Origin of the sequence: Bradyrhizobium sp. 155 (assembly GCF_023101105.1) — a bacterium.
In the GTDB taxonomy this organism is placed as follows: domain Bacteria; phylum Pseudomonadota; class Alphaproteobacteria; order Rhizobiales; family Xanthobacteraceae; genus Bradyrhizobium; species Bradyrhizobium canariense_D.
The window spans coordinates 4817964-4833446 of the sequence record NZ_CP064704.1 but is presented as its reverse complement, the minus strand read 5'-3'; the positions used below and the strand labels follow the sequence as shown (position 1 = coordinate 4833446).

Here is a 15483-nt window from a genome sequence, read left to right as displayed (position 1 = left end):
TTCCAAACGTCGTCGGAGGTCCTTCATGTGTGCCGGCTTAGCTTTTAAACTTATCCTTGGCCCGAACAAATCAGTTTGCTTGTTCGGATCCACCCGGAGTCAACTGCCGAAACTCGATACTGGTTCTATGCGGACCGCCAAATTCGCCGCTCTTCGTGCTGCGATATTTGGGCCACGCTCCATGACCCAGCCCCTGTTCAGGGATTGCGGGCTGAGGACGGCCGTCTTGGCCGATGAGCCATCCCTGTCCGGCTCTCGCCGGATGATGCATAGAACTAGCATACCTGAAGGGGGCATGAATGTTCGAAAGCGCACAGACGCGAGTGTTGCGCCCGACTAGGCTGGGAGCGATCCTGGACGCTCGCAAAGCGCTCGGGGCCCAACGGCCTCGGGGAGATGCGAAAATGTGCCGGCTGCGCTGAAGCGGCTCCGTCCGCGAACGCAGTGTTGCCGGTTGCGTGCCGGGTATGAGGCAGGAGTAACCTCGGCAGATTCTGGATCCAACCGTGGTCGGTCCTCGTGCGTACTGCCCTTCTCATCGTGGGAATATGGCTACTGGTGAACGTTCTGTTCGTTGTAGTTGTCCTGCCCTCGCGCAGACCGTCACCTACTCGGCGAGCAGGAATTCCATCTCCGGTGACGATTAACACGACGGCCGGTCGCTCGGACGATCACGACCCACCACTCCTGCAGCGCGCAATGAGGCCGGTTGCAATCAGGGTTCTTTTCATCGTGCTCATCCTTCCAGTCCTTCGAGCGTGGAATGCGGTTAGGCGGCACTTCAGAGGGCACGACAACTAGACACGGCCATCGCGTGCTTGAGATTCTCGTCGATGTCCTCACTGCGCCGCGGGCCCCCCGAGCGATTCAGCGAGACCATCAGCCCAGCGCTCTCGCTATGGCCATGCCTCGAAGCATGGTTATGACCCGCGCTTCAACGATGATGTGAGAAGCTCAGAGCCCAGTGGGGAACAGGCGCCAGCATTTCCATCCCAAAATGCCGCAACGCGCGCTCAATTGGTCTGCCGCTTTTCGGCTGAAGCCCGATCGATCAGGAAATCGTCCAATTTTCGGCCGGCTCGAAGCTGCGGCCGCAGCCATCGAGGCAGCCTGCCGCGACCCGACCATGTCTCCGCCGGGTTCTTCGGATTGCGATATTTGGGACGAACGGGCGGGTATGGACGGCGCTCGCGATTGAACCGCGTGGCCTCGTTGGCCAGTCCAATCCTGTGGAGCCGTTCCTCCAAATGTGCTTTTTGCACCAACATTTTCTGAGTGAGTTTGGCGGCGACCTCTTGGTGAAATATCCAGAGCTCGTCAACGGAGAGCGAATTGAAATGCGCGGTGTTCATGGCTCCATCCCTAATCTTGGGCAGAAGGCCCAGGCAGACAAGTCGGGAATCCGGGAGCAGACAAGCCCTCAGTTAAATATTGATCATGCAATCCACATTTAATACGAGAGGTAGCAGGGAGAAAGGCGCGACAGTGGTAATATCGTGGCGGAGTATTTAAATCGCCGCGCGGGGTAGCCACGTCTCGTGACCTCCACAAACTCACCCTAGGCCAGTTGCGCTTTCGTGCTCGGGGACGAGCGCAAAGATGGCGATCACCGGACGGCGGCGCGGACGGCTCGATGAATCGCGCTGCCTCGTGACCGGCATATTAATCAGGTAGCCAAGAGTACAATTAATTAATTCATCGCGCCGCCCGATTTAAGCCGCATGGGAGCCGTTGTCACCGCTAAGGTTCGAGCGGGGGTGGGGCGCACCCGGGAGTTTTCGATGTCCGGTCATTTGCGATTATACTTCGCCAGTTTGGTGCTTGTCGGAGGTTTATCGGCGGCGCCTGCGTCTGCCAACCCTCTTGCCGACTTCTTCAATACTGCTACGCCCCAACCCACGGTAACCTCTCCGCCGCAAGCCGAATGCGTGCCGCGTCCCGGTAGCTCGACCACTGGTGGACAGCATTGGGTCTACCGAATGGATGGTCGCCGCAAATGCTGGTTCCTGGCCGAGGGCATCGCGACGGTGAAGAAGCCCATTCGGGCTCGCATGGCCAAAGACCGCAGCGCCAGTTTGGACGAGAACGGGACGAGGTGGAGCGCGGTCGTTGATGCGCGCGCGGAGGTGCTGCGCTCCGCACCGCCCGAGCAATCTCAGCCGCCTGTACCCGAAATGAAGGTAGCTGATGCCGCTTCCAATCTCGGCACGGGGTCGGCGGCCCCCATTGTCGATCTTCCCAACCAGATCACCTCCGAACACTCCGTGCCGGGCCAAGTCGACGTTGGGCAGCTTCTCGCCGACGCACCTCAAGATATGCCGCTGGGCGCGCGCACTGCAGAGGCGCACGGCGAAGCGCCCAGCTGGACGGCCTGGTTCGGTGTGCTGCTGATGACGCTTGGTGGCCTCTCGCTCTTGAGCTCGAGCCGCACGCTTCGGCATGCGTGGAGATTACGTTAGCTTAGATGCGAGGTACATCCGCCGCGCAATCAATGGATTCCACGAGCCGGTATAGCCGAACTGCCACACGTACAAAGATTCCGTACGCCACGCCTAGTTTGGCACCGGCTTAGACGGACATTCGAGTACGATGACGGTCGCCTTTGGGATCGGACTGCATTATGCGGTACAAGGTGTTCGTGGTGGACGGCAGCCGGCAACTGATCTGCGCTGCAAAGCTCGACTGCATTGACGAGCAGGCGGCGAGACGCCGAGCCGAGCAAATGCATGACGAGCACGACGTTGAGCTTTGGCAAGGCGATCGACTCGTTGCTGTGTTCCGAAGTGCAACGTCGAATGAAGATCGGAGCTAACGCGCGATCCTGAATAGACGGCCGGTCTCGCCGCCGAGTTAGTTCGAGCATTGTGAGGCACCCCGGCCTGGCTGGTTGCCGACATGTCGCAGCGACGTCGTCACCAAGGCTCGCTACTGCGGTCCCGGCCGTCTCTAAACGGCTCTTGCTCTGCCGCTCGCTTTGGTACGCTTTCTTCTTGTTCTTGCTTCTACATGTCGGAGTTTACTTCGAAGCTTCTCCACCTCTCTAAGCTCCTCCAGAAGCGCCTGGTGCCGTTCATTCAGAACAGCACTAGAAAAAATCTGACGCGTACTCGACATCACATGCCTCAGAAAATGATTTGAAGTAAGAAGTCGACGAAAAGCGAAAGATAAAGAATACTCCACCGAAGCTCAATGAGCTGAAGCCGCAGCCGCCAGATGCTCCCAGTACTCTGCCTCCGCAAGCAGTTTCCAGCTTCTCTCAGGTTGGAGTGCGGCATTCTGTCGGCACAGCAGCGCCATTGCACGCAGGCGGCGGGCAGCTTCCATTTCAACCTCCCATGTTTTCCCCCAACATATTTTTCGTTTTTGCGATGGAGTCATCATGATTATATGACATAATCAAATTTCTCATTTAATGGCGGTCATTTGGTTCCATTTGTAAGCCGACCGGGAACTGCTTTCGGTTTAAGCTTCACATCGATTTCGAATGCTTGCTCGCCGACCCCCGCTGCGCGGTAAAGCGAACGAGACTGCACGGGACGGCAGCACGAGATGCGAAGCTTCATGCGCGAGCATCGCAATGTCAGAAATCCTAGCCGAGGACTCTTCTCGCCGCCCTCCAGGGCACGTGCGACGGCTACCGAGACAGTTATCTTTCTTTGGCTTTCAAGGTGATGACAACCAAGACAGCATCAACAGGGTCAGAAGCAATAGATGTCGCGTGCCTGCTGGGCTTCGCTCCGACAGTTCTCATCATAGCGTATGTGGGCGGCCTAAGCGAAGGAGCCAACGGGTTGCGCAAGACTTTGCAGCAAACACGGTTGGGAGGATCAAGAAAGAGTATCAGGAGCGGGATTGGGTCGTGCTTCGGAACCTCTCCAGTGGGCTGCTCCTGCGTGATCTCGTGGAGAAAGAGAAATTGCACGTGCGCCATACGTGTCGTTCTCCGAAGTGAGTTCATAGGCATGGAGCCGGGGATTTATCGAGGGGTCAGTAACCTAAAACAAACGAGCCTGGATGCAGAAACCGCCCCATTAAGTCCCGAGGCCGTTTTGCCTGACTAGAAGCGAGGAAGCAATTTCTCGTCCTCGTGCTGAAAGCGCAATTGAGCCTGGTCCAGGTCGCGGCCCGCTTCAGTAGGGTTGGGCGGGGTCAGGCATCGACAGATTCGGTGCCTTCGGGAGTATCTTCGACGGGTCGAACTGCGCGAGGATCTGCTTGCCCATAGCCACCGGATCTTTGAAAAAATCCAACGGAGACGGGAAATTGAAGCTGCCTGGCAGAGAGTGCAGGGCGTTGAAATCGGAAACGTCATCGACGCCAAGCACTACCTCCTCACCCTCGACGACGAAGTGCTTCTGGCGGTTCTTCAGAGCGGCCGCGGCAATCCATGGGTAACGCTCGATCCAATCCGTGCCATGCGCGATAGCGGCCGGCACGCGTTTGTCCGGGGATACGTCCTGCTCTCTTGCGAGGCAGCAAAGGATGGGGAACGACGGATGCGCTCGCTCTAAGGCAAGCTGGGCGATTTTAAAGCACGAGGCCATTTTTAAATAAATAAATAATATAATGCCAGTTTAAATGTTGACCAATATTTAAAATAGAATTAATTTGAGAGTGCCTGGCGCCGGACGAACGCGTCTGGCCACCGAGAAACGGCTCCCGCATCCCGCCCCTGCTTACGCCATGAGATGTGAGGGGCCGTTTCTTGGCCGATGGTGAGGCGGATCATCCTCCGCATGGCTACGTTTTTATCGTCCCCACCATGACAGCAGCGGTGTTACTGGTTGAAATCGCAATTATTATTGTTCTCGTCACGATTTGACTGACGCGAGAACCTAACAGCTGATGAGAAGCGGCGCGCGATCACGCATGATCGTCTCAGTCAGCTCGCCGCATCGTGCGGTCGATTTATCTTGTCAAAGTGGAAAAATGACCCGCCGGTCACACCGGTCGTTTTAGTCGTTGCTCTCACGAGCTTAGACCGCATGCCGGCCAGTATCATGTAAGTAAGGCGCCGCCAGATCAGGTTCATAACGGCTATGAGTGCATTTAGCCGCTCGAGGCGGACTTCAGCGCGGGCGCAAAGCGTTCGGAGAATGTTGCGGCCTTGGCTCCGGGGCTGCAGAAAGAGCGGCCGAGATAATCGTTGAACACCCCACGAATGCGACCGCGAGTAAGGCCGCACCGAAAAATAGTTTCCTCATCTTACTCTCCTCGAGAGGACGTCAATGCCGTTCAGTCTTGGAGGGCGTTGTTTCGCGTCATTGCGTGTGAGGCTCGAAACGGTTTCCTGCACGCGGTCGTGACTCAAGCTGGGGTTATGGCGGTAGGACCTGCGTTGTGCGCCGCGCAACAACATATGCTCCGAAAAGACCGATGGCGGAGAGACGGCCCCGGCTTCAGGGTTGGCTTTTGAGGTACGCCGGAGCCGCTCCGCCAGCTTGGGCAAGCTAGCGAGACAGCAACGGCGCAGTGGAGGACACGGGTTCCTCGCCGCGCAGGTCAGGCGAGGTTTAATTGGCACAATGTAATCCGCCGCGCTTTATCTTCGTTTCTACCCTGCGGCAAGCCACAATGCCTCTGACACTGCGGATGATAGGCCTGGATGATTACACGGTTCACGAGGACCGGCAGCTAGTCGGGCGCATCCGCTATGCCAACGAATGCTCCCCGGGGTTCTGGTTGTGGACGTGCATCGTGACGCTTCCCGGTCCGCCGTTCGGGAAAGCTGGCTCACTCGATGAAGCGAAGGGGCGGTTCATGATCGCATGGGAGAATTTCAAGGCGAAGCATACGGCGGAAGAGTTGGGGAAGGCCTTCGCTGAGATGAATCGCGCCAACCGACCAGACCATTATCTGCGCTCAGTGCGTTAGCGCGTCGCATTTGATTGCGACAAAAATTCGCCGGTTCACACTGCGGGCCATTTCCAAGCCGACGAGTTCGTCCCGGCTGTGTAGGCGCCAGCAGTGAGATTGCTCCGGCTTCAGGCCGACTTTTGGGTGGCCGCGGCCGCTCAGTTAGCTCGCGAGGAGCCGGCAAGATTCTCAAGCTCCCTATCGAGGTGTTCGTTCCCTGCTGGTCCACCGTGGGAAATTGACGGGAGGGCGCCGGTTCACGTTGGCTGCCTTCCTCATGTGGGCAACATGACGCCTGTCCCAGTACAGGCGGTCATTCATCCAACTCGCATTTTGAACTAAATCCTAAGTTGGTGGGCTTTTCGTTTTTATCAGCTTCTGTCATGTGGCGACGGTCATTTAGGAGAGACGTGCGTGGCGACAGGTATTGTGAAGTGGCTCAACCAAAGGCTATGGCTTCATTCAGCCCGACGACGGCGGGAAGGACGTCTTTGTCCACATTTCAGCGGTGGAGAAGGCTGGCTTCAGTGGTTTGGCAGAAGGTGCAAAGGTGAGCTACGAGATCGTGAGCGATCGGGGCGAGCAGTCCGCAGGTAATCTGAGACGGTAGGCGTGGCTGGGACAGGGCCCGCCGGTTCGCACAGGCGGGCCGGGCGCTTTGACCACGTATCGAATTTAGTACTCGCTTTCGCGGCAATCTTCGGCGCTTTCACCGCTCCAGTTCCTTGATGGCGTCCTTTAGCAGCTCGAGAAGCCGGATTTCACATGCCCCCATGACGAACTGATCGGCGTCGTCAGGCACGACAATCTGCCCCTGCACGTGTCCATCATGGGATTGGATGATGAAGTCTCGGGCCTTGCACGCTTCGTTGCGGACGTTCGTTATCGCCTCAAGCGGACCCCATTCAATTCTGACAGCCATTGCTAACCCTCGCTCTTAGCGGAACGCGCGCGAGCTACTGCGGGTCATGCGAGTTGAGGAGCGGTAAAGCCGGCACATCGATCGGCTCGCCTGGCGGTCGATCAACCCGGTTCGCTTTCTTTCCGCTGACGAGGACACCAATATAGCCGTCACCTTGCCCTGCGATCATCAGCCAGTGCGGGAATGCCAAGGACATGGTCGCTGGCCCCAAAATACCGCGCTCACGGGCGCCGTAGGACAAACCTATTCAATCATTTCGCGATTGAACAAGTCCAACATTTAATATATTTAATAGATGCATTGTCTATTTAATTGCGAGATATCAAGAGCGCGGGGTGCACTTATGCCCTCGATAGAGTCTATGCACTTCGGCAGCACAGCGCCTTCCGACCAGCACCCCTATGACCGCGAGCCGGGTGCGCCTCCTGCGTGGCGTCCTTCGGCAGGTGGACCAATCGACGCCGAGCCGGAGGCCGCGAATGACACCGCGGGCGAATGGCCTCCGCTCCCGTTTCCTGATGGCTGGTACGCCACCTGCTGAGTTGTGACGCGGCGTCTGCCTATATGGTGCTGGCAACCGGCAAAGCCGGCACTTGAAAGCGTCTGCGGGCCGGCGGGGTTGCCAGTTAGCACAGTGGGCGAGGAGTCACCCAATCAGGATGATATGTAAGATACTCGACAGGCAGTGTCGGAAGAGGCGATACTCTTGAGGCGGGGTGATGGGCCTAGTCGCGTCATTTTGCATGTCTGAAGATGTACTTCGCTTCTACCAGTTAGCTGACGTGTGCAGGGAACGGACGGCGCAAGCCCGTCAGTCCCGTCGACGCGGAGCCGTGGCTAAAGCTTGCTGAGGACTGGCTCGAATTCGCACGAGCCGACCAGCAACGGCGCGCTTACGAGCCGCGCTGCATCCGATGAACAGCGACCAGAAGATCTGGCCGCTCGAGCACCTCCACCAGCTTGTCCAAGATGATGCGCTCGTTATTCCGGGGCCTCGGTTCTAAGTATTTTTCCAAAATGCGCTGGGCGTCACTCACAGCCTGAAGAGCTAGCTGTTCATCCGTCATCTGTTAGCCCCCAGTGGCCAATCAGAACGGAAGAACCTACGTGTAAGATAGTTCCAGATCCTTTATTGCCGGTTGATGATGCGGTGCTCACGATAGGTGGGGAGCCCCCGTCAATGGAAGCCATGCTACTGCTTCCGAGGCGAGGCCACTAGTCTTCAGGGGCATCCCATCCGCGTCCCAGTCTGGAATTTTGGGAGGCAATGGTGAAATCGGCTGCCCTGCCGGTGGACTGGCGCGAGGCTGCCAGGCCGAAGCATAGGGTCAGCGTCAACGCAGTCACCACTAGCAGCGCGGACATGAACTAGCTCACGCGCACCTCTCTCACGCCCGAGAGCGCGCATAGCCGAAGGCTTTGGCCGGAGCCATGCACCGCTGAATACCGACAGAATGACGATCCAGGTTCAGCCCTTCCTTCCGCACCTGCAATTCAAGCCAGTCGATGCCGGACTCGGCCTGAGCCGCCTTCCGGGCGCGGTAGTGTTTCACAATGGTCTGCGCGCTTCGGTATGAATGCCCAGTGATGTCGCAGGTCATCAGCAAGTCGCAGCCAGCCCGATCGAGCAGCATGACGCAGGTATCACGTAAGTCCTGGTCGTGCTTTGGTCGAGTTCGCTGGCGCCATTGACGAACATCAGCGTGGGGCAAGGCTTCAGAACGCCATGCTGTCTCATCGCCATTGCTGTCGCGTGCGGCCTGCGCCAATCCGCCAATACACGCTTGCGCTGGTCGACCGCTCGAGCGCGCTGCGCCCTATTTCCCTCATCGAGAGGAAGAGGGGCAAACAGCCGATCGATATTTTCAATCAGTTCGGCGGCCAGTCGCTCTGCGCGGATAATTGACTGGCGCGTGTTGTCGCGCGAGAAAGCCGAAGATAAATGCGGAATGCGAAGCCCCTTGCTCAAGCCTCACCACGCGAGGATCGTGAAGTTCACTCCCTTCAGGGCAGTCGAGCTGCACAGCCTCTACGCTCGTTCGCTAACGCAGGATAAATCGGGTTCCAGTCACTCCTCGGGGGTCCGCTCCCCCGCGGCTCGCCGTCGCTGCGATTGAGTGCTCGGAGGCGACTGCAATGCAGGTACAGCCGAGGCGCGTCGCTCCGCCTCTTGGACTTTAAGCCGCAGATCTTCCAGCTCTGACAGTTGACAAACGAGGTCGTTCAACCGTTGGACAAGAAGGATCGAGCTATAACCCTGCATCAACGCCCTCCTGAGTCTGCAGCTATCCAGACAGCAAAAGGACCCCAGCCTCAGGGCGGTGAAGCTGGGGCTATCGAGCCGCCTTGGTGAAGGCAGCTGCCCCTTGGGAGGCACGGGAAAACTTGGCAATCAGTAAGTCGTTCCAAGCCGAACAAAATGAGCCTTGCCTTGGGGCAGTGGGGAAAGCTGGGGCCCGACTGCATCGCCCAGTTGGGGAGAGGAATCGGGCAAACGCGGTAATTGGCGAGCCCGTACCAACCGCCGTGCCTCCGAAAAACGTTAGCGGCCCCTGTCGTCCTTGCCATCGGGACAGCCATCGCCGCCGCCGTTACCCCACGGCTCGCTTTTTGCTCGCCTCCAAAAGCGCGTGTGCCGGCGAGTGGGTCGCTCGATAGGCAGTGTCGACCGATCGAAAGCGCAGCCGGACGGCTGTAAATTAGATTGAAATTCCATATTTAATATAGTTTAATATAGATTAAATGACGATTTTCAGAGTTTTGGGATCATGCCTCATTCTCCGTCCATCGTGCCTCATCCATATCCACGTGACGTCTATCTTGTGCTCGAGGATTATGGAGGTGGGCTCGGCCGTGCCTGGAGCGAAACCTCCGAAGACGACACTGGTCGAGCGACGCTGATGCGCCAAATAATGGAAGGTCAATACAAGCACCCTGCTCGGATCGTGGTCTTCAACACGGTTGAGGGATGGTCGCGTGATGTAACCGTAGAGATCGCAGATGAACTGCGCCGCTGCTTTGTCGAGTTCGATGACATTGCGCCAGCCGCGTTGGAATTCATCGAGAGAATCGGAAGGAACTGACTGTGGTGCGCAGTCGTGCCTTGCTTTGGTTTGCGCTAATCTCACAAACTTATCCGAGATGAGGACGATGAGCGGCAGCACGAACAAACAAGCGACGACGTGGGTGTGAGATAACCGCCTGGTGCGGCATAAGACCAACCCTTCTTGTGTTTGGAGTTGCCATGTCGGTGGGTTATGGTCGCGCTGTTGAATGGGACGGAAAGATCCTGACAGGCTCGGTGGTCGTAAATGGCGTGACGACCAAAGTGACTGCGGACCGAGCGATCATCCATGCGTATGCCGCGGGATTCAGCGATGCGCTCAGTTGGGAGATTGATCGCTTTCGGATAGAAATCTTTGAGAAGCTGATGCCATTCCTCCTTCGTCAGAATAGTTGACGGTAAGCTATGACCTCGCCGCGTGTCGGGGATTTTTCGGCAACGATGCTGATGAACTTCCGCTGCCGTGCACCTTACCTGACTTCCGGCAAGCAGATATCGTCATAGGATTAAAAGAGGCGGAGCATCAATCGATGGTCGAACGCCGCTTTCCTGGCCATCGCGGACCGGGTCCAGAATTGGCACGTAGACGATCTCGATGCCGCAGAGCCCTGTGATGCCCTGCCGCACCTGGAGCTGGCGGTCGCGAACCTGATCGCTATGTTGCGAACGGACGACCTGCGGTCCTAAAGGCCCGTCGGCGAGCCCGAGGCAGGAACGGTAGGAGACGCGGGGCAGCCTCCGCTCGATGGCGAGTCGTCAAGGTCCACGTTCATAGTCGCCAGGATGTAGCCGAAGGGTGAGCGCAAGGCATTCAGTTCCTCGACCTCGATCTCCATCCGTATTCCCCATGCGGAATCGTTGCGGTGATCTCGACGTCATTGCCGGCCGACACGCGCCAGGCTGCCACCCCGAAGCACAAGGTCAGCGTCAGGGCGAGGGCAAGCAGAAGCATAGAGACGAAATGGCTCACGCGCGTGTACCCGCAAATCTGAAACCAGTTGAGAGCGTGCACAGAGGCGCGATTCGGAAAATGCAGACGATCTGACGCATCGGCCGTTTTCCCCATCCTTACACGGGGCCAAAAGCGCTCACGATCCCGATCGTGATCGGCACGAGCGCGACCATCACCCACAAAGCGGGCGAGCTGGAGGACAGGCCAACGACCAGTATCAAAACACCGATACCTACGAGGGCCGCTGAGATTGCGTAGGCGACTGCCTTTTCCATCTATCGATCCACGACAACAAGGGATCGGTCGCACAAGGACTCGAGGCAAATCGAAACGTTCCTTTCTTGATTTAACTCGGCCATAAAATCCTATTTAATGCTAGTTTTGCAACTTAATTTCGCCAAATTAAAAGGCGCTTTCTGCGCGTCGGGGCAGGGCTATTAACCCGGAGTCCTGCATGTTCACTCGAGTAGTCGTAGCTTTATTGCTCGCTTTTGCGACATCCATTTCATCTGAAGCGCGCCCCTTGCGCGCCGCTTTGCCACCTGAATGCAACGTGATTATGCCATGCGACTTTTCATCTTCGCTGGTGCAGGCGCAGAGATACACGAGACCGGCACCGCGCCTGCAGCGAGGTGCCGTTGCTAGCCTACGGATGTCTGTGGCCAGCTCAGGGGCCTTAAGTAGTGAGATCGTTAGCGGTCGTCCGGCCGGTTGCCCTCGATCGTTCTGCGGATGTGGTGCGGCGATCCGAGTGTTTGGTCGGGTAGTACCGGAGCTGAACCTCGCAGCCAATTGGCTGCGCTTTCCCCGCACCTCGCCAGCACCGGGAATGGTTGCCGCGCGACGTGGACACGTCTTCGTCCTTGAACAGCACATCGCTGGTGACATCTGGAAGGCGTACGATGCCAACTCAGGTGGGCACGCAACGCGAATTCACCCGCGCTCCCTGCGAGGGTACACCATCGTCAACCCTCATGCGGCTTAAAGCCATCGCGCAGCGTTCCCGTTAGAGTTTTCTCGCCACGTTCCGGAGCATCCGGTTCGCGGCTTCCGCTCAAAAACAGGGCCGCAGCAGTTTTCGCTGCGGCCCTGAAGTTGCAACTTGATTCTGCGCCGGCTTGTTCTCGCAGTTTGTCCCGAACACCGAGGTTGATAGGTCCGCCATCATGGGAAGCTTCAATGCAGCCAGGGCGTTCCATGACGATCATTGGTGTTCACATCAGAACGATAGAATTCGACGATGCGGTGCTTCATTGAGACCCGGACACGATAACCAGCGGATATCCACGCTCTCGCTTGAGGACCTGCTCTCTTCAGTGTGCTCCACCACGCAGTGAAGGTGTAGGCCGATCTCGGCAGAGGCTTCCCCAAGATCGCTTCAATTTCTGAAAAGGTGAGGCGGAGACTTTGACCGTTCTCCGTTCGCAGCCTTTCATGCAATGGCTGGTAAATCGACCTCGGCATGCGAGCACCATATCGACAAAATGGGCCGGCTGCCCGGCATTGGAATAGCAGACTGGTGCATATAGAGCGCGGAGGCAAAAGGCATTATCATTCAGGTCTGCAAGACCTCGCGGAGCCTGACGCAGCGACGTCTCTTCAGTGTTCCCTTAGCTCTAGGTCTCTCAGCAGCACGTGGAGAAAGTCGCTGGCGTGGTCATAGCGTTTACGACCATTCACGATCTCGCGGGTGCGCGGCTCCAGTGTGCTGGCGATGGCTTCAGCGCCGGGTAGATCAGCCTGGTGCGACCACTGCTGTAGCAGCCGATCAGGAATGCCTTGAGCGGATCCAGGCAGCTTCAACACACAATAATCGCCATTGTGCTTGTGATCAGCTTTCGCATAAAGAGCGAATAACGCTCGAAAGGCATTACGGGAAACGGCAGGTTTTGCCATTTAACATCCCCAACGTAAAATCGACTCGCTTTAAGTTTAGAAATCTGACGCGTTAACAAAATAAAATCCAGTGTAATTTAATCGCTTGCCCTCGAAAAAGAGGTCATCAGAACTGACGTAAATCGAAGCACTGTGCGTCACAGCTCGCGCCGCCCTGCATCTCCGATACCCTATGCTGCTACGGGACAATCGACCTTAGCAGGCGGCCGAGTAGGATGGGCGGGGCAGGGGCTGCCCCGCAAAATTGCTACCAGACCTCGCAAGTGACTGAGACGAACCGATGTTCGCTCAACCCGCTCCCGAAGTCGCTCTCGTGCGCATGATCAGACAGTCGGTCTGGCGCTGCCCGGTCAATAGCGCGCGATAGATCTGTCCCGATCGAGGCCAGTCAATTTGCATCGGCTGCGGCGACCCACTCGATCGGGGTGTCGCGACGGCAGGCCGGCACCTAGCCGCTCGATAGGCATTGTCTGGTCGCCATTTCATGGCTTGACGTAGGTCCATCCCTGCTCCTGCAACTGCATCACCCTAACGACGCCCGACCTCACCACTTGGGCTTGGGCAACGATCGGAATGTCTTTATTTTCGGCCTTTTGCATTTTCTCTTGCGTGTTTCCACAGGCTTTGAATGATACTTCCGGCGTGCTCAGAGCCATTTCCTCAATTCGCGCTTTCACCGGCGATGTGTCATCGCGGAGCATATGGAGGCCGGGGCCGAAGGTAATCACCTCCACTTTCACTCCTTCACCAACCTCCTTGTAGTATTGCGCGACGTTGAGTGCATTGTTCAATGCAAGATTCATTGACGCGGAGTCGCTTGTGTTGACCTGAAGGATTAAGCGGTGCTCTTTCTTGGCAGCAGACGATGGCGCGATGCGCGCCAGCTCAAATTGTTTTGGCGTCGCGGCCCGCGCCGATGAATTCGCGTGCGTTCTTGCCGCGCCATGTGTTGAGGCTGCAGGCAAACTGGGCTGTGCCGAGAGCAGGCGAGTCTCCTGTGCCGCGGAACTAGACAGCCCGACCGGGAGCGAGATGATTGTCGCGATCATCGCTGTGATAATCTTCGGAAATTTGTGCATTATGTTGTTTCTCCAAGCAAGCTGAGGTTCATGATCAATTGTTGGGCTTCGCGATCGCGCGTGGCCATTTGCATGTTGCCGCCAATTTTGCACGTACGCTCTCGATACCATCGAGAGCGAACACTGCACCGGCGCTAGTCCCCGTTCGGCGTGACACATGCACGGAAAGTTCGCTGTGGCCTGGGATCGATTGCAACAGGCGAACGACATCGCCTTCAAGCGCGACACCGCGTACCGACGTAATTGTTGAGACCTGAAGAGGTGGATCATCATTGATGCGCAGGGATAGGGTGTAATCCTCGCGACGGCCCGACAGGCCGGCTCCATCAAGCAACACTTCGGTCAGGCCGCCGCGACAGCGTATCGACAGGCTCATTGCTGCGTCCCCTTGAGATGGTAGTGTCGCCTTGATGATCGATGAATAATCAACTGGCGAGGTGGTCTCGCTGACGATCCACGCCCCGGCTCCATTTGCGGGCCGATCAGAGACGCGAACCGGCGCCATAGGGTCTTCGGCGCCTCGGGCCCGAGCGAGGTCATTTGCGATCGCGAGCGTCACGACGAGAGCGATCAGGGTGAACGTCATTGCGCCGCCTGGCTCGAACGCGGCAGACGATCGAGCCAGGCCTGCGCCGCGGGAGAACGCGTCAGGCCAGGGACCGTCGCCGCCAAGTTGATCGACTTCCATTTCGGATCGAAACCGGGCTCCTGCAGTTTGTTGATCCGCGAGAACAGGCGGTCAACAAAGCGCGCCACACGATTAAAGCGATTGGATTTGATCGGCCAATTGAAAGCGACCAGCACGGTTGGAACGGCAATAGTTGTCACGCGTTCCCCCTGCCTGATCAAGTTTGGATAATCAGCTGCGTCCAGCCAAGATGGCAGATAATAATCTTCGAACTTGCTCTCGTAGGGGACCGGCAAGAACTTGAAGCCGGCATCCCAGCGACCACGTATGAATGCATCCACCGGCTTCGATGTTATGAAAACGACGGCGGCCAGCTCACCCCTGCGCATTTGTTCCATCGCAACCTGATGGGGGATGAATGCCTTATCGACCTCGATCCCCAGCCGGCTGAAGATCAGCGGGCCCGAATAAGCTGCGGCGGTACCTTGGGTGTTGAAATTGACCTTCTTTCCGACCAGATCACTCAAGCTCTGAATTTCGGGCCTGACGAATACGTGCAGTTCAGATGGAAACAGGTTGAGCACATAGGTGATCCGTCGCTGGATGTCCGGCACTTGGCTCTTGTACACGTCAAGTGCGTCGGAATTGATGATTGCTGCATCAATGCCCCGCAAATACAGCAGCGAATTGACGTTTTCGGTTGCGCCACGGGTCACGATGGGCAGCACGTGGAGGTCCGTTCCATCATCGGCCACTCGCGCCATTTCCGCGGCAAGCCGAATGGGAGCTCCTTCCAGCAGACCTCCGGCTATTCCGACAGTCCAATCGTTCATGGCCGCAATTTCCGCCCTTGCATGATCCGCACGTGCCCGCGGAGTCTGCTGGGCCATTGCTGGGCAACAGCCCATGATCAAAAGCGGAGTGGCTATCACGATGAGGAGAAACCAAGAGCGTATTCCAACCAGCTGCTTCATCGATCCGGCTCCCCTAGGAACGTCTACTCTGTTTTGTCCGCTGCGCTCTTCACTTCGACACGTAAGTTTAAGTTCGATCTGCTAGTCGATACAGCGCAGGACCATTTGTCTG

At 57.3% G+C, this 15483-nt stretch carries 19 protein-coding genes and 1 pseudogene; 5 read left to right on the top strand and 15 right to left on the bottom strand.

What is annotated here, in order from left to right; all coding sequences use genetic code 11:
- Nucleotides 1–1013: 1013 nt before the first annotated feature.
- Nucleotides 1014–1268, bottom strand: coding sequence for an H-NS histone family protein (locus IVA93_RS23625; RefSeq protein WP_346732219.1), 255 nt, complete (start codon nt 1266–1268; stop codon nt 1014–1016).
- Between the two features lie 711 nt (nt 1269–1979).
- On the opposite strand from IVA93_RS23625, the gene IVA93_RS23620 reads away from it, so the two are divergent.
- Nucleotides 1980–2459, top strand: a complete 480-nt coding sequence (locus IVA93_RS23620; protein ID WP_201264207.1) for a hypothetical protein — start codon at nt 1980–1982, stop codon at nt 2457–2459.
- Nucleotides 2460–4130: 1671 nt separating this feature from the next.
- Here IVA93_RS23620 and IVA93_RS40960 read toward each other — a convergent pair.
- Nucleotides 4131–4436: a DNA ligase-like domain-containing protein gene (locus IVA93_RS40960; protein WP_338014018.1), complete on the bottom strand. Its 306-nt coding sequence runs from the start codon at nt 4434–4436 to the stop codon at nt 4131–4133.
- Between the two features lie 1138 nt (nt 4437–5574).
- Here IVA93_RS40960 and IVA93_RS23610 point away from each other — a divergent pair.
- Nucleotides 5575–5874 carry a hypothetical protein gene (locus IVA93_RS23610; RefSeq protein ID WP_026233247.1) on the top strand — a complete coding sequence of 100 codons (300 nt, stop codon included), beginning with the start codon at nt 5575–5577 and terminating at the stop codon, nt 5872–5874.
- A 396-nt stretch (nt 5875–6270) separates the two neighbouring features.
- A pseudogene (locus IVA93_RS23605) lies at nt 6271–6466 on the top strand (cold-shock protein).
- A 99-nt stretch (nt 6467–6565) separates the two neighbouring features.
- Here the strand turns inward: IVA93_RS23605 and IVA93_RS23600 are convergent.
- The 6 genes from IVA93_RS23600 to IVA93_RS23575 all read right to left on the bottom strand — a co-directional run bounded on the left by IVA93_RS23600 (nt 6566) and on the right by IVA93_RS23575 (nt 9942).
- Nucleotides 6566–6778 carry a hypothetical protein gene (locus tag IVA93_RS23600; protein WP_018456774.1) on the bottom strand — a complete coding sequence of 71 codons (213 nt, stop codon included), beginning with the start codon at nt 6776–6778 and terminating at the stop codon, nt 6566–6568.
- 34 nt (nt 6779–6812) lie between these two features.
- On the bottom strand, nt 6813–6974 hold the full coding sequence (locus IVA93_RS23595) for a hypothetical protein (RefSeq protein ID WP_247366697.1): 162 nt from the start codon (nt 6972–6974) through the stop codon (nt 6813–6815).
- Between the two features lie 697 nt (nt 6975–7671).
- Nucleotides 7672–7845 (bottom strand): hypothetical protein, encoded by a 174-nt coding sequence (locus IVA93_RS23590; protein WP_162847236.1) that lies wholly within the window; start codon nt 7843–7845, stop codon nt 7672–7674.
- A gap of 321 nt (nt 7846–8166) precedes the next feature.
- Nucleotides 8167–8379, bottom strand: coding sequence for a hypothetical protein (locus tag IVA93_RS23585; protein ID WP_085409711.1), 213 nt, complete (start codon nt 8377–8379; stop codon nt 8167–8169).
- Nucleotides 8379–8747: a hypothetical protein gene (locus IVA93_RS23580; RefSeq protein ID WP_143273771.1), complete on the bottom strand. Its 369-nt coding sequence runs from the start codon at nt 8745–8747 to the stop codon at nt 8379–8381. Before IVA93_RS23580 ends, IVA93_RS23585 begins: the two co-directional genes overlap by 1 nt.
- Nucleotides 8748–9516: 769 nt before the next feature.
- Complete coding sequence (locus IVA93_RS23575) at nt 9517–9942, bottom strand: hypothetical protein (RefSeq protein WP_157642985.1); 426 nt, start codon at nt 9940–9942, stop codon at nt 9517–9519.
- Between the two features lie 80 nt (nt 9943–10022).
- Between IVA93_RS23575 and IVA93_RS23570 the strand changes: the two genes are divergently transcribed.
- On the top strand, nt 10023–10238 hold the full coding sequence (locus IVA93_RS23570; protein WP_018456770.1) for a hypothetical protein: 216 nt from the start codon (nt 10023–10025) through the stop codon (nt 10236–10238).
- Nucleotides 10239–10910: 672 nt separating this feature from the next.
- Here the strand turns inward: IVA93_RS23570 and IVA93_RS23565 are convergent.
- Nucleotides 10911–11069 (bottom strand): hypothetical protein, encoded by a 159-nt coding sequence (locus IVA93_RS23565; protein WP_018456767.1) that lies wholly within the window; start codon nt 11067–11069, stop codon nt 10911–10913.
- 179 nt (nt 11070–11248) lie between these two features.
- Between IVA93_RS23565 and IVA93_RS41225 the strand changes: the two genes are divergently transcribed.
- Nucleotides 11249–11779: a hypothetical protein gene (locus IVA93_RS41225; protein ID WP_240543176.1), complete on the top strand. Its 531-nt coding sequence runs from the start codon at nt 11249–11251 to the stop codon at nt 11777–11779.
- Here IVA93_RS41225 and IVA93_RS23555 read toward each other — a convergent pair.
- The 6 genes from IVA93_RS23555 to IVA93_RS23535 all read right to left on the bottom strand — a co-directional run bounded on the left by IVA93_RS23555 (nt 11760) and on the right by IVA93_RS23535 (nt 15371).
- On the bottom strand, nt 11760–12002 hold the full coding sequence (locus tag IVA93_RS23555; RefSeq protein ID WP_204510837.1) for a hypothetical protein: 243 nt from the start codon (nt 12000–12002) through the stop codon (nt 11760–11762). The genes IVA93_RS41225 and IVA93_RS23555 overlap by 20 nt on opposite strands.
- Nucleotides 11971–12258 carry a DUF7662 domain-containing protein gene (locus IVA93_RS41220; RefSeq protein WP_433994716.1) on the bottom strand — a complete coding sequence of 96 codons (288 nt, stop codon included), beginning with the start codon at nt 12256–12258 and terminating at the stop codon, nt 11971–11973. The genes IVA93_RS23555 and IVA93_RS41220 overlap by 32 nt, the downstream gene beginning before the upstream one ends.
- Before the next feature lie 135 nt (nt 12259–12393).
- Nucleotides 12394–12690, bottom strand: coding sequence for a hypothetical protein (locus tag IVA93_RS23550; RefSeq protein WP_085349058.1), 297 nt, complete (start codon nt 12688–12690; stop codon nt 12394–12396).
- A 482-nt stretch (nt 12691–13172) separates the two neighbouring features.
- Nucleotides 13173–13769: a DsrE family protein gene (locus tag IVA93_RS23545; RefSeq protein ID WP_085349057.1), complete on the bottom strand. Its 597-nt coding sequence runs from the start codon at nt 13767–13769 to the stop codon at nt 13173–13175.
- 34 nt (nt 13770–13803) lie between these two features.
- The gene (locus IVA93_RS23540; RefSeq protein WP_085349056.1) at nt 13804–14355 is read right to left on the bottom strand and encodes a hypothetical protein; all 552 of its coding nucleotides are present in this window, start codon (nt 14353–14355) and stop codon (nt 13804–13806) included.
- Nucleotides 14352–15371: a TAXI family TRAP transporter solute-binding subunit gene (locus IVA93_RS23535; protein ID WP_247789245.1), complete on the bottom strand. Its 1020-nt coding sequence runs from the start codon at nt 15369–15371 to the stop codon at nt 14352–14354. Before IVA93_RS23535 ends, IVA93_RS23540 begins: the two co-directional genes overlap by 4 nt.
- Nucleotides 15372–15483 lie beyond the last annotated feature (112 nt).